Source organism: Paraburkholderia sp. SSBN10T (assembly GCF_056619545.1).
Genome location: NZ_JBWQQI010000016.1, coordinates 139,582 through 153,220, shown reverse-complemented (window position 1 = coordinate 153,220; position 13,639 = coordinate 139,582). Strand labels below are relative to the sequence as shown.

The following is a 13,639-nucleotide window of genomic DNA, read 5'->3' as shown; positions in this document are numbered from 1 at the left end:
TAGGCTGAATGGTCGATCCCAGCTTTGGCGTGAACAGTTGCATAAAAGACGGGGCGCGCGGACGTCAGCCGAGTCGACGCATTACCGGCTGTCGAGCATGTATTTGACTGCCGTGCTTCGATCATTCCGAAAAGCACTTCTTAATGTCCGTTTTCGACGGCTGAAATTGACTTAACTAAGGGCTGTAGCAATCCGCATTCCCAAGCAGTACTGCTTGCGCTTCATTTCAGGGCTTGGCTAATAGCCCATCAGCAGTTCTTGCAATAATCAAAAGCAGGGGTCGAGGAAATGAAACGCCTGATTGCGATGCTATTCCCCATGGCTGGGGCAATGTGCAGCACTGCCAACGCTCAAAGCAACCTGACCATCAACGGCACCACCTATACATACTGCGCCACGGAGAATCAGAAGTGCTCGTTTACGGGCGCCGCCAAGGTCGTGTTCGGCACGACGAGTCCTTCGCTGATGTACGACATCAATGGACCGTTCACGAATGGCGTGCTGTGCGAAAACGGTGTGGTGTCCGCGACCGATCCGGCTTATGGCTATACGAAGAGCTGCTGGTACGGCCCAACGACGAGCACTCCGACACCTACCCCGACGCCGACGCCGACCGGTTCGCTGGTCAAGTGCGCGGCCGAGAATGCTGTCTGCTCGTTCGCCGGTACCAAGCCGGTAACGTATGGGGGCAGCACGACCGCCAACAATGTGACCGAGACGTTTACGAATGGCGTGACGTGCTCCAACACGGCGTTTGGCACGGACCCTGACTTTGGGGTAACGAAGTCTTGCTGGATTCCTGCTTCGACTGGGACGCCGACACCAACACCGACACCGACACCAACGCCGACACCAACGCCGACACCAACGCCGACACCGACACCGACACCGACACCGACACCGACACCGACACCGACACCGACACCGACACCGACACCGACACCGACACCGACGCCGACACCGACGCCAACACCGACGCCAACACCGACGCCAACACCGACGCCAACACCAACCGGCACAATCGCTTGCGCCACCCCCACCGTGGCTGCAGGTGGTACAACCAACGGGCTGATCATCGCCGACACCCCGACCTCCGACGGCACCCGCATGTTCGCCCAAGGCAGCGCGTTCAAGGTGTCGTTCATTACCGCGGCGCCTTCTGCAGACAAAGTTGTCTGGTCCATGCAGGATCAACTCGGCAACATTAAAGGCAGTGGCTCGTTCTCGGTCCCGAGTGGCGCGCAAACCAGCACGATGTCGTGCACTGCCGCGGTCTCCGGCTACTTCGCGGTCACGGCGACCCTCTCGAGCGCCGGCGGCACCCTGCCGGAGGCCGGCACGCGGCCGGCCGGGATTGCGACGTTCGGCATCTTGCCCAATCTGTCCGCATCGATTCCGGCTGTGACCTACGCACATCAGGAGCAGCACCGCTTCGGCATGCAAGGCTTCAATGACAACGGCCCCATGCTGACCGACCTCGGGATTTCGCAGACCATCGATAACCGTCAGCTCTCCGCGATGGAGCCGAACGGGGCGAATACGTGGACACCGTCACTCTCGGACCTCGACTCGTTCTATACGAGCGGCAAGATCATGCGCCTGATCCGCCTGGACGGGATACCGGCATGGGCCAGCCCGACTGGCGCCTTCCAGGACGATACGAACGCACCGAGCAGCGAGACCTACTACCAGAGCTACATGGCGCGTGTCGGCACCGACTCGGTGGCGATTCGCAAGGCCTATTTCCCGAATCAGCAAAACGACTACTACCAGGTGACATGGGAGCCGCAATGGGTCGACTCCGCGGCCAATTTTGTCGCCATGTATGCGGCTGTATATAACGGCCTGCACTCCACCGATGCGAACGCGGTAGTGATGGGCACCACCAACGTGTTCCCAGCCAACTGCACGACGGAGTGCACGCAAGGCTATCTGCAAACCTATGTGCCGCTGGGACTCGGCAGCTATATAGACGGCGTGACCACGCATAGCTACTACAACGCCGGAACCTATCCCGCGCATCCGCCGGAACAGTACGACACCGATTCGAATCCCGCTAACGTCGCCAACGCCCTCGATCAGCAGATGCGCGAACTGCGTTCGGAGATGCAGTCGTTCAAACCGAACATGCGCTTGTGGTCCACCGAACTGGGCATCAGCTACGATTCGGGCACGGCGTATAGCGCGAACTATCCGAGTGCGAACGAGTTGTACGGGCAGGCCGCCGTCGCCGTGCGGGCGCATCTGATCATTCTCGGCGAGGGCGCGCAGGTTACCTACTTCTTCTACGGCGCGGACTATCCAGCCGATGTTGGAGAAGGCACCTTCTTCGACATCGTCGATCCGCAGGGGCAATACGGCGCCAGCAACGTGAGTCCGAAGCCGGAGGCGATGGCCATGGCCGCGCTGACCCGCGTCATCGACGGCACGCAGACCCTTGGGCATCTCAACGGCCTGCCGTCGATGATCTATGGTTATGCCTTCCAGCAACTGGGCGGCGGAGCCGTGATCACGGCGCTGTGGACGCACAACAATGCGGACTGGCCGACCTCAGGTGGCACGTATAGCGCGACCTATAGCACCTCCTACGCGCTGACCGTGGACGCGGCGGGGACGAGCGGCCATGTGACGGTGATCGACATGATGGGCAATCCTTCCTCCGTGGCGTATAGCAACGGCGTAGTGAACCTGACGTTGACGGAGTCGCCGATTTACGTCGTGTCCTCCAATGCGAGCGTGATGCAGAGCAACGTGACGGCGCCGGTCGGCTATACCGGGCAATAGCAGGCGAAGGGCGCGGGATGGTCGACCCCGGGTTCGCAGCGCTTGAGGTAAGCTGCGAACCTTCGCCACCCGGTATGCCAGTCCAGCGTTATGAGTCCAACTGTCGAAAGTCTCGTCGAGACACTATCGCAGCGCGGTATTCAGGTTCCCGAGGGCAACCGCAGAATCGTTGGCTTCGGCGATTCCGAGGCGCTCTCGGCCGAACTCATCGCGTTGATGCTGCAGGGCAGGAAGCGCGGCACCTGCAGCATGCTATGGTCCTGGGAATTCGAAGGCGAGGCGATTCCGGCGGTGGGGGACATCGGCATCGTGGTCGACTACTTCGATCGTCCTGTCATGCTGCAGCGGATCACGCGTGTCGAGATCGTTCCCTTCAATGAAGTGACAGCGGAGTTCGCCGCCAGCGAAGGCGAGGGCGATCTGTCGCTGGCCTGGTGGCGCAAGGCGCATTGGGAGTTTTTCCTGCGCGAGTGCGAACAGATAGGCCGCACGATCGATGAGACCATGCCGCTCGTATGTGAGACTTTCGAGGTTTTGCAGGCGTGGTCGTGAGTTATCCTGACGTCTTACGCAACTGAAGTGACGGATACCTACGCAACGAAAGCGCGTTGCTTTCGCTCGCTGCCTGGAATCGTCAGATGCAACACTTCGCCATCCAATGGAATATGCAAGCGGGATTCGACACCCGCATTCCTTGCGGCGAGAGCGAGTTCCATGCGCGTCACTGGGCAGTGGCTGAGCGCTTCCAGGTGATTGGCAACCACCGTCCCAACTGCCTGGCGGGTTAGAACGGTTCGCGAGATGACGAGTGGTCGAGAAGGGCAAGATCATGCAAGCGCGATCTTGGGCTATCATGGTGGCCTACGTGACTGGCGAGAGAAGATGGATCACCATCGGGAAGCGTAGGGGCCAAACCGCCGTTCGCCTGGGCATCTTGATCGTTCTCTTTGGAGACTTCCGATGACTGCCCTTATGCTCGCGCCTTCGCTTTTTCCCTCAGTTTTATACGTATTGTTAGCACGCCGCCGTCAGCGCGGCGCTGCATCGCTCCACCGTGTTGCTTACCCGTTGCAGCGTAGCGGCCATGATGCCGTGACGATCGGGAGCTAAGCCATGGTTAATCATCTTCAATGCATCGTGCTGGATGGCAAGGCTGTTGCGGCGCTTGGCGAACATGCCTTGTCTGCGCGCGTCGCCGCGCTCAAGACCAGCAATGGCGCTCGCACGCCAATTCTTGCCACGATTCTGGTGGGCGACGACCCTGCATCGGCCACCTATGTGCGGATGAAGGGCAACGCATGCCGTCGCGTCGGCATGGACTCGCGCCTCGTCAAATTGCCCACCAGCAGCACCACGCAGGATGTGCTCGCCGCGATCGACCGCCTCAACGCCGATCCCGACGTTCAAGGCATCTTGCTGCAGCACCCGGTGCCCGCTCAGGTCGACGAGCGTCAGTGTTTCGACCGCATCTCAATGCGCAAGGATGTGGACGGCGTAACGAGTCACGGCTTTGGACGGATGGCGCTGGGCGAACCGGCATTCGGCCCCGCGACGCCGACCGGCATCATGCGGTTGCTGGCGCACTATCGGATCGCGCTAGCCGGCAAGCGGGCAGTTGTCGTGGGACGCAGCGCAATTCTCGGCAAGCCGATGGCGCTGATGCTCTCGAATGCGAACGCGACGGTCACCTTGTGTCATTCGAAGACCGCCAATCTCGAGGCCGAGGTGCGGCGTGCCGAAATCGTGGTGGGTGCGGTGGGCAGGCCCAGGTTCATTCCCAGCCAGTGGATCAGCGACGGCGCGGTGGTGATCGACGCCGGCTATCATCCAGGTGGCGTTGGCGATATCGACCTTGAAGGACTGACGAGCCGCTGCGCCGCGGTGACGCCCGTACCGGGCGGCGTCGGTCCGATGACAATTGCCACACTGATCGCCCAGACAGTCGACGCCGCTGAACTTGCGATGCAAAGCCACGCTTAGCACGGGCCGCGATAACCAATTGACCAAAAAATATACACGCGTTAGCATCTTCCTCATGATCGCCGCCTTCCTCCCCCTCGTTCGCTTGATGCGCGCATGGTGTCAAAGCTTGCCAGAGGGAGCTTGCGTCTAGCGCGTCGATCTACGTCACGTTCGAGCAAGTCCCTGATGGCCACCCGTTGCAGAACCGGTGGCCTTTTTGTTTTTTCGCTCACCCAATCACCCGGAACCGCCGATGCCTCTCGCCTTGTACGACACCTGGTCGCGCACCGTGCGCCCGTTCACTCCGTTGCAGCCCGACCATGTGGGCCTGTACTGCTGCGGACCGACGGTGTACGACCATGCGCATATCGGCAATCTGCGCACGTACGTGTTCGAGGATGTGCTGCGGCGCGTGCTTGAACTGAACGGCTACCATGTGCGGCACGTCCTAAACATCACCGACGTCGGGCATCTCGTCTCCGATGCCGACGAGGGCGAAGACAAGATGGAAAAGGGCAGCCGGCGGACAGGCGCTTCGGCGTGGGAGATTGCGGAACGCTATACGCGTGCTTTCATGGCCGACTGGCAGGCGCTCAATCTGCTGGAGCCCACGCTGTGGTGCCGCGCGACGGACCATATTGCGGAACAGATTGCTTTTATTGCTGAGCTGGAACGCAACGGCTACACATACCAGACAGCAGACGGCGTGTACTTCGACACCGGTAAGCAGGACGATTACGGCTATCTTGCGCGTCTCGATCACGCTGGCTTGCAGGCCGGCAAGCGAGTCGCGCTAGGCGAGAAGCGCCGCGCGACGGACTTCGCGCTGTGGAAATTCAGTCCGCCGGACTCAACCCGGCAGATGGAATGGGATAGCCCTTGGGGACGCGGGTTTCCAGGGTGGCATATCGAGTGCTCGGCGATGTCGGCGAAATACCTGAGCCCTTGGTTCGACATTCATTGCGGCGGTGAAGACCATATCGCCGTGCATCACAGCAACGAGATCGCGCAGACCCAGGCGTGCTACGGCACGCGGCTGGCCAACTTCTGGATGCACGGTCACTTTCTGACGCTGGATGCCGCGAAGATGTCCAAATCGAGCGGTGACTTCCTGCGTCTGCAGAGCTTGATCGACCGCGGCATTGATCCACTGGCTTACCGCTATCTTTGCTTGACCGCCCATTACCGAAGCAAGCTGCGGTTCAATCACGAGGCGCTTGAAGCAGCACAGGCGGCGTTGGACAGGCTGCGCAAAGCATATGCGAGCTGGCCAGCGGGCGGGGAAGCGGATGTGGGTTTCGTGGCGCGCTTCAACGCCGAGGTAAATCAGGATCTGAATCTGCCGCGTGCGCTGGCCGTTGTGTGGGAGCTGGTCAGAAGCGATCTGCCTGCGGCGACGCGTCGAGCAACGGTCGATGCGTTCGATAGCGTGCTCGGATTGCAGCTCGCCGGCTGGCAGGTCGATGCGTTTGAGATTCCGGCAAATGTGGCGGCGTTGGCGGAATTGCGCGAGAAGGCGCGTGCCGTTAAGGACTGGGCGCAAGCCGATCTCTTACGCGAGAAATTGAAGGCAGCGGGCTGGCAGGTGGAGGACAGTGCGGGTGGGCAGCGGCTGAGTCCGATCGATCAGGCCACTTGATGGGCGCGATGCGTTCGTTGGTGCGTTGAACACCCGGAGCATGGTCAAGGCGCGGCTCGGCAAGTCAACTGTATGCCGGGTGCGCTACGATCGACACCTAACTCTGCGCCCGCTTGCGCGGCCCTTCCGGGCAGGAAAAAACCACGTCTTCAACTATGCCCCGCACATGAAAAACGCTCGCTCCTTCTTCGACCAGCTCAACCGGGACTATCTGCAGATTCATCGAAAAGAATGGGATCTGTTCTGGTTGACTCATACCGGCCAGAGCGACGATCACGACGCGCAGGGTGCGGCCGGCCTCGCGCGCCGAACCTTCCTCGCCGACGTGCAACGTCTCACGCAAAGCCGCGAGCATCTGGCGAGGGTCGAGGCCGCTGCGCCCTCGGCTGAGCGCGATGTGCTCGTGACCGGCTTGCGCGGTTGGGTCGCGGCGTTCGAAAGCAACGCGATAGGCAGCGAGCGTGCCGCTGCATTGCTGGCCGAGTTGATCGGGATGGACACGGATCTGTTTGCACGTCGTCAGGCGTACAAGATGCATCATGTCGGCGCATCGGGGCGCCGCGAGGAAGCTTCGCCGGCTGTGCTGCGTTCGAACCTGGCAAGCAATCCGGACGAAGCCTCGCGCAAAAGCTCGCATGACGCGCTGCATGGGCTCGAACGTTGGGTATTGGAAAACGGCTTCCTCGAGATCGTGGCCAGGCGCAATGCTCTCGCGCGTGAACTCGGCTATCGCGACTTCTTTGACTACCGGCTGCGCACATATAGCGGTATGAGCCCCGAACAGCTTTTCGAGGTCTTCGATGAGTTCGAGCGGAATACGCGCGATGCGCACTTCGCATCGTTGAAGCGCCTTGTCGAGGAACATGGCGAGGAGGCCTTGCAGCCGCAGAATCTGCCGTACCGGATGCGTGGCGACGCAGCGCAAAAGGCGGACGCATACTTTCCCTTTGGCAAGGCGCTCGAGCGCTGGGCCGAAACGTTCCGGCGTCTTGGCGTGTCTTATCGCGGCGCGCGGATCGAGATTGATTTGCTCGACCGGCCCGGCAAGTTTCCGACCGGCTTTTGCGTGCCGCCTACGGCGAGCTATCGCGACGACAGTGCCGGTTGGGTGTCAGCCGACGTTCGCTTTACCTCGACCGCACGTCCGCGACAAACCGGTGCCGGGCTGCAGGGGCTTAACGTGCTGTTCCACGAAGCGGGGCACGCCGCGCATTTTTCGAACGTGGCGCTCAATTCGCCCTGCTTTTCGCACATATTCGCGCCTACCTCGCCCGCTTACCTCGAAGCCCAGGCGAAGTTTTTCGATGCGTTGCCGAGCGATCCTTGCTGGCTCAGACGATACGCGCGCAACGCTGCCGGCGAGCCGATGCCTGATGAGATGATCCGTGCGCGGGTCGAGTCGAACCAGCTTCTTCTCGCTCATACCGAACGACGCGACCTGGTGCCGACATATTTCGAACGGGCGCTGTATGGCATGGAGGATGAAGCGCGCACGGTGGAGTCGGTGTTGGCGCTTGCGCGCTCGGTCACGCAACGTATTCTCGGCGTCCCGCATCACACGGGTTATGTACTGAGTATGCCCCATCCCATCTATCACGACATGGCGGTCTACTACCAGGGCTATTTGTTGGCGAAAATGGCCGCGTCGCAAACGCGTGCTTATTTGACGCGCTCGCTCGGCTATATCGTCGACAACCCCGCGGTGGGCCCGCTGCTTGCGCAGCATTGCTGGGCATCCGGCAACAGTCTGACGCTCGATCAAACGTTACGGAGTCTGACGGGCGAGGGTTTGACTTCGTCCTATCTCGCGGCGGAATGCAATCGTGCGCCACAGGAAGCGTGGGAACGTGCGCAGGGTGCCTTCGAGCGGATGGATAGCGCTGTGCCGCTCGAAGCCGAGGGGGATCTCGATGCGTCGATTTCGATCGTTCATGGCGCGCAATGCGTTGCTACCAACGAGGTATCCCTGCCGGCGATGTACGCGGCGTTTGAAGCGTGGATCGAGGGGGAGAGTTGGCGGGATCGCACTTAAGTGTCGAAGGTTCGCAAAGCGACCTTTGCGACGCAGGACAGGTAAGGCAATTCGAGTGGAGCGTCGCCGACGTTTTCCAGGTGCGGGTCGAGCTGGCTTAACACATCGGCCAGGCGGCGGCACAGCGGCCGAGGATTATGCTGTACCGCTCGTCTATGCTGTGAGCTTGGACTTGACCCGTATCGAACTATGCAATTGGAGGAAAGCATGCTCATCTCCATGAGCCGTCTGATCCTGTACGTACAGGACGTTGCGCGACTGAAAGCGTTCTATCAAACCCATTTCGGGTTCGCGCTCGTCGAGGAGATTCCCGACGAATGGGGCGTATTCAAGGCCGGCGCAGTCGAGCTTGCGCTCCATCGGGTCGGCGAACCCTATCGGGGGACAGCGGTTCCGCACATCCACTCGAACGCGAAGACGGTCTTCTCGGTTCCATCCGGATTGACTGCGCTACGCGACCAACTCGTCGAGGCAGGCGTCCCCATGCGCGAACTGAAGCGTTACGATGGCTTTCCGTATCTGCTGTGCGACGGGGAAGATCCTGAGGGAAACGTGTTTCAACTCTCCCAGGCGGACTAGCCGGCCGGCTCCACCCCACGCAGCGCGCTGCAACGCGGCACCGGCTACTCACCGTTGCACGCTCCAGGCGCTGCATGTATCTTGAGAAAAACGGTTGGCATCGACGATCGCTACCGTGAGCCGGATAATTCGGCACTCACACTTTGGAATGACTCATGTACCCATCAATCGAACCTTATAAGCACGGATTTCTCGACACCGGTGACGGACATCAGGTGTACTGGGAGCTGTGCGGCAATCCCAATGGTAAGCCGGCGGTATTTCTGCACGGCGGTCCGGGCGGCGGATGCGGCCCGGATCACCGGCGCCTGTTCGACCCGGCGCGTTACAACATCCTGCTGTTCGATCAGCGCGGCTGCGGTCGTTCGACGCCGTACGCCAGCCTCGAGAACAACACCACGTGGGATCTGGTGGCGGATATCGAACGGCTGCGGGAGATGATCGGCGTCGATCAATGGCTGGTGTTCGGCGGTTCGTGGGGCAGCGCGCTCGGCATCGCTTACGCGGAGACGCACCCGCAGCGGGTGAGCGCCCTGATCGTGCGCGGCATCTTTACGATGCGTCGTGCGGAACTTCACTGGTACTACCAGGAAGGCGCGTCGTGGCTGTTCCCGGATCTTTGGGAGACCTTCCTCGCGCCGATTCCTGTCGAAGAGCGCGGCGACCTGATGGCCGCTTATCGGCGCCGCCTGACCGGCACCGATGAGGCCGCGAAACGGCAAGCGGCCCGCGCGTGGAGTTTGTGGGAGGGCCGCACGATCACGTTGTTGCCCAGTCCTGAACTGGAGCAGCATTTCGGCGACGACGACTACGCGCTCGCTTTCGCGCGGATCGAGAACCACTACTTCGTCAATGACGGCTTCGTCGAGGAAGGCCAACTGATTCGCGACGCGCATCGCCTCGCCGATATCCCTGGTGTGATCGTTCAGGGCCGCTATGACGTGGCCACGCCTGCCCGCACCGCGTGGGATCTCTCCAAGGCCTGGCCAACGGCGAGTTTCCAGATCATTCCGGATGCCGGGCACGCCTTTAACGAACCGGGCATCTTGCAGGCATTGATCGCGGCAACGGACCGGTTCGCAGGCTAGTTGAGCCGGTATCGGCACCTGCTTCAGATGAACGATGTCCGCTGCGTTGGTGCAGCGGACATCGCATACGCGAATCGAAGCGCTTACTTCGCTTGAGCGCGGATTAGCCGAACACCCCACCCGGTGCGAATGGTGCCGTCGCTTTGCTGCAGGCCGGATAGCGCGTCAAGGACGCGTTCACGCAGACGCGCTTTGGCCGGCTCGGATAGACGGTCGATATCATAGGTTTCGGTGAGCGAGTCCCATAGTTCATGGGGAAGCGGCTCCCAAGCCAGATCCAGGTCTTCAAATTGCGGATCCTTAAAATCACGTGCGAGCAGCTCGATCCACCCGGCTTCGGTGCGGGTCCGCGCGTCACCGAACCGAAGCGCCGATGCATCCTCTTTGAGAATCGGCAGCAGTACTTTGAGCAGTACGTCATTCGCCTCGCCGAGCAAAAACGTTCGTCCGATGACGGTCGCGAATTGTCCTTGAGGACGAAGTACGCGCCGGATTTCTGCGATCACCTGCTCGATGTCGTCCATCAGCATCATGGCCATATGCGAAAGCACACAGTCAACGCTGCTGGTCCCGACGGTTAGCGCCTGGGCGCGTTCCTTCAATAGCACGACATCAGCCGGCAACACGGCTCGCGCAACGTCCAGCTCACCTTGGCTCATGTCGACGCCAATCAACTGCAACGAAGGACGTTGCGTATCGGCTAGCAGCTTGAGCAGATGGCCGTCGCCGCAGGCGAGATCGAGCACGGTCATCGGCGCCTGCGAGTCCGGAACGCATGCAGCGAGCGCGGCGTAAGAGGACGCGTATTCGGCAACACTGGAACGGGCGCGAAGCTGGGCAAACGCGGCGCTCGTCGCACCGGGCTGACGCTGATGGAAGTCTTGCAGATACGTTTCGACAGGGGAAAGCGCGGTCATGCGTGGCGACTCCTGATAAATTATGCGTCGTCGATGCAGACGATTCAGCCGGGCGACGTGCGATTATCCGCCGCCAATACCGTCGTGACAATTGTGGTGAGACATGTGAAGCGTTTCCAGGTACGCAGATGGCTTTGTGGGTCGCGACGCCTTTCAGTCATCTGTCGAGACGCGACACATGGTCCTTGACGCGTACGCGGTGAACCAGGAATATCGGTCTGCAGGAGACAACCGGCGTTGTCCTTCTTTGTATGAGAGGTGCGACATGGCTTCCGACCCAACGGTCTTCTATGAAGGCGGCTGCACGTGCCGCGCGGTGCGTTACCGCATGACTTCGAGGCCGATGTTCGTTCACTGTTGCCACTGCCGCTGGTGCCAGCGGGAAACCGGTGCTTCCTTCGCGCTCAACGCCATGATCGAAGCGGATCGGGTGGAGCTATTGAAAGGCGAGGTCGAACGCATCGACACACCGTCGCTTAGCGGCAAGGGGCAGAAGATTTCCCGCTGTCCGACATGCCACGTAGCGCTGTGGAGCAACTACGCCGGGGGCGGCGATGCGGTGCGCTTTGTGCGGGTGGGCACGCTCGATGAACCGGACCGTTTCCCGCCGGATATTCATATCTTCACCGCGTCCAAACAGCCTTGGGTGGTGCTGCCCGAGGGGGCGCCGGCCGTGGAGGAGTATTACAAGGCTTCAGAATATTGGCCGCGGGAAAGTCTTGAGCGGAGGGCTGCGCTGTTGGCGCGGAAGTAGCCCGGGGTTGATATCTCTCGACGAAACGCTTGCGCCCAATGGCTCCGGCGCAAGACTTCCCAGTCCGGCCAAGACCATTCGACCCCCGCTTCGCAGATTGCTAACAACCTGCCGGCTTCACGCTACGCCCTCATTGAAAGCCAATCGATAGCCAGACGCAGCAATCACCCAGTTCGGGTGTCTCCTGACTCAGGTAATACGCCGTCGCGCCGTTAATCACTGACAACCCGCTGTCGCTCCGCATACTCGTCGCGACGCCGGTGTGGTTGAACACTGAGCTTGGCTATGGAGAAAACGGCGTGAACCGACTCAGCTTGAATACCAAACTGTGGCTTGCATTATTGATTACGTGGCTTGGGCTGCTGGGTCTCGGCGGCTGGGCAGCGTGGCAATCGCACATAACGATGCTGTCGGAGCGCAAGGCGGCAGTGCAAAACGTAGTCGAATGTGCGTACGGCATCGTGGCCGACTACGCGAAGCTCGTCGACCAGCATGAACTGACGCTCGACCAGGCCAAGCAACAGGCGATGGTGCGACTGTCGGTGATGCGCTATCCCGGCAATGGCTACATGATTATCACGACGGCGACGCCTGTCGTCATCATGCATCCGACGCTCGCGGATCTGCGCAACAAGGACGTCACGCACTACACGGACACCGACGGCAAGCTACTGTTCGTCGACATGGTCAAGCTCGCGCAGTCGCAAGGACAGGGCTTCGTCGACTATATGGCGAGGCTGCCCGGAAAAAGCGAACACGTGCCGAAAATCAGCTTCGTCAAACGCTTCGAGGCGTGGGACTGGTACCTGATTTCAGGCGTCTATGTGAACGACATCAACGAAGCATTCCGCGCCGATCTGCTGCGCTATCTGATCACCATTCTCGTGACAGGGAGCTTCAGCACAGTCGCGCTCGTGCTGATCATCCGCAACGTGAAACGCAGCCTTGGTGGCGAGCCGGCTTACGCTGCGCGTGTGGCGGAAACCATCGCGGACGGTGATCTGTCGCGTCCTGTTGCGCTAGGTGGCGACGATCAGCAAAGCATGCTGTTCGCGATGCAGCGCATGCAGAGCCGTTTGGCTGACGCGATCCGGCGCATTCGCGGCGGTACTGAGACGATCACTGTCGCGGCAGAGCAGATCGCAGCGGGCAATCTCGATCTGTCGGCGCGTACCGAGGAGCAGGCGTCGTCGCTCGGCGAAACCGCAGCGAGCATGGAGCAACTGACTGCGACCGTGAAGCAGAACGCCGACAACGCATTGCAGGCAAACCAGATGGCGCGCAGCGCGTCGAAGCTCGCGGGCGAAGGCGGCGAGGTCGTCCAGCAGGTGGTCGCGAACATGCAGAACATCGCGGCGAGTTCGGCGCGCGTCGTCGATATCATCGCCGTAATCGAGAGCATCGCGTTTCAGACCAACATTCTTGCGTTGAACGCGGCCGTCGAAGCGGCGCGTGCCGGCGAGGATGGGCGCGGCTTTGCGGTGGTAGCGGGCGAAGTGCGCAATCTCGCGCGCCGCAGTTCGGACGCGGCGAAGGAGATCAAGAGCCTGATCGAGGACTCGGTCGAGCGGGTCGACGACGGTAAGGCGCTGGTCGAAAAAGCGGGTGGCACGATGCATTCGCTCGTTGATGCAGTGAAGCGCGTCACCGACATCATCAGCGAAATCTCGGCGGCCTCCGAGGAACAAAGCCGCGGCATCGAGCAGGTCAACATCGCGATTGCGCAGATGGACGAGACCACGCAGCAAAACGCCGCGATGGTCGAAGAAGCGGCTGCCGCGGCGCAATCCATGCAGGAACAGGCGCAGATGCTACGCGACGTCGTCAACGTGTTCAGGCTGCAAGGCGAGGCTGTCTGACGATGTGCCTGATAGCGATGCGCTT

12 protein-coding genes and 1 riboswitch are annotated in these 13,639 nt (G+C 60.9%); of the genes, 10 read left to right on the top strand and 2 right to left on the bottom strand.

The features are described from left to right. Positions 1 to 545 precede the first annotated feature (545 nt). The gene (locus AC1ECK_RS23630; protein WP_480323318.1) at positions 546 to 1,145 is read right to left on the bottom strand and encodes a hypothetical protein; all 600 of its coding nucleotides are present in this window, start codon (positions 1,143 to 1,145) and stop codon (positions 546 to 548) included. On the opposite strand from AC1ECK_RS23630, the gene AC1ECK_RS23625 reads away from it, so the two are divergent. From AC1ECK_RS23625 to pip, 8 genes are all read left to right on the top strand, one after another. After that, positions 1,108 to 2,784, top strand: a complete 1,677-nt coding sequence (locus AC1ECK_RS23625; RefSeq protein ID WP_480323316.1) for a hypothetical protein — start codon at positions 1,108 to 1,110, stop codon at positions 2,782 to 2,784. The genes AC1ECK_RS23630 and AC1ECK_RS23625 overlap by 38 nt on opposite strands. 90 nt (positions 2,785 to 2,874) lie before the next feature. Then, positions 2,875 to 3,336, top strand: coding sequence for an ASCH domain-containing protein (locus AC1ECK_RS23620; protein ID WP_480323314.1), 462 nt, complete (start codon positions 2,875 to 2,877; stop codon positions 3,334 to 3,336). 86 nt (positions 3,337 to 3,422) lie between these two features. Then, positions 3,423 to 3,572: a hypothetical protein gene (locus tag AC1ECK_RS23615; protein ID WP_480323312.1), complete on the top strand. Its 150-nt coding sequence runs from the start codon at positions 3,423 to 3,425 to the stop codon at positions 3,570 to 3,572. Between the two features lie 67 nt (positions 3,573 to 3,639). After that, positions 3,640 to 3,722, top strand: a riboswitch (ZMP/ZTP riboswitch). Positions 3,723 to 3,897: 175 nt separating this feature from the next. Beyond that, positions 3,898 to 4,764: a tetrahydrofolate dehydrogenase/cyclohydrolase catalytic domain-containing protein gene (locus tag AC1ECK_RS23610; RefSeq protein WP_480323310.1), complete on the top strand. Its 867-nt coding sequence runs from the start codon at positions 3,898 to 3,900 to the stop codon at positions 4,762 to 4,764. A gap of 235 nt (positions 4,765 to 4,999) precedes the next feature. Continuing rightward, positions 5,000 to 6,385: a cysteine--tRNA ligase gene (cysS, locus tag AC1ECK_RS23605; protein ID WP_480323308.1), complete on the top strand. Its 1,386-nt coding sequence runs from the start codon at positions 5,000 to 5,002 to the stop codon at positions 6,383 to 6,385. 166 nt (positions 6,386 to 6,551) lie between these two features. Then, positions 6,552 to 8,417: a M3 family metallopeptidase gene (locus AC1ECK_RS23600; protein ID WP_480323306.1), complete on the top strand. Its 1,866-nt coding sequence runs from the start codon at positions 6,552 to 6,554 to the stop codon at positions 8,415 to 8,417. Between the two features lie 207 nt (positions 8,418 to 8,624). Beyond that, complete coding sequence (locus AC1ECK_RS23595) at positions 8,625 to 8,996, top strand: VOC family protein (protein ID WP_480323304.1); 372 nt, start codon at positions 8,625 to 8,627, stop codon at positions 8,994 to 8,996. 155 nt (positions 8,997 to 9,151) lie between these two features. Continuing rightward, the gene (gene pip / locus AC1ECK_RS23590; protein ID WP_480323302.1) at positions 9,152 to 10,084 is read left to right on the top strand and encodes a prolyl aminopeptidase; all 933 of its coding nucleotides are present in this window, start codon (positions 9,152 to 9,154) and stop codon (positions 10,082 to 10,084) included. A gap of 83 nt (positions 10,085 to 10,167) precedes the next feature. On the opposite strand, the gene AC1ECK_RS23585 is transcribed toward pip, so the two are convergent. Further along, positions 10,168 to 11,001 carry a class I SAM-dependent methyltransferase gene (locus AC1ECK_RS23585; RefSeq protein WP_480323300.1) on the bottom strand — a complete coding sequence of 278 codons (834 nt, stop codon included), beginning with the start codon at positions 10,999 to 11,001 and terminating at the stop codon, positions 10,168 to 10,170. A 265-nt stretch (positions 11,002 to 11,266) separates the two neighbouring features. Between AC1ECK_RS23585 and AC1ECK_RS23580 the strand changes: the two genes are divergently transcribed. After that, a complete protein-coding gene (locus tag AC1ECK_RS23580) occupies positions 11,267 to 11,755 on the top strand; it encodes a GFA family protein (protein ID WP_480323298.1) in 489 nt (162 codons plus the stop codon). A gap of 299 nt (positions 11,756 to 12,054) precedes the next feature. Beyond that, positions 12,055 to 13,614, top strand: a complete 1,560-nt coding sequence (locus AC1ECK_RS23575; protein ID WP_480323296.1) for a methyl-accepting chemotaxis protein — start codon at positions 12,055 to 12,057, stop codon at positions 13,612 to 13,614. The last annotated feature ends 25 nt before the right edge of the window (positions 13,615 to 13,639 follow it).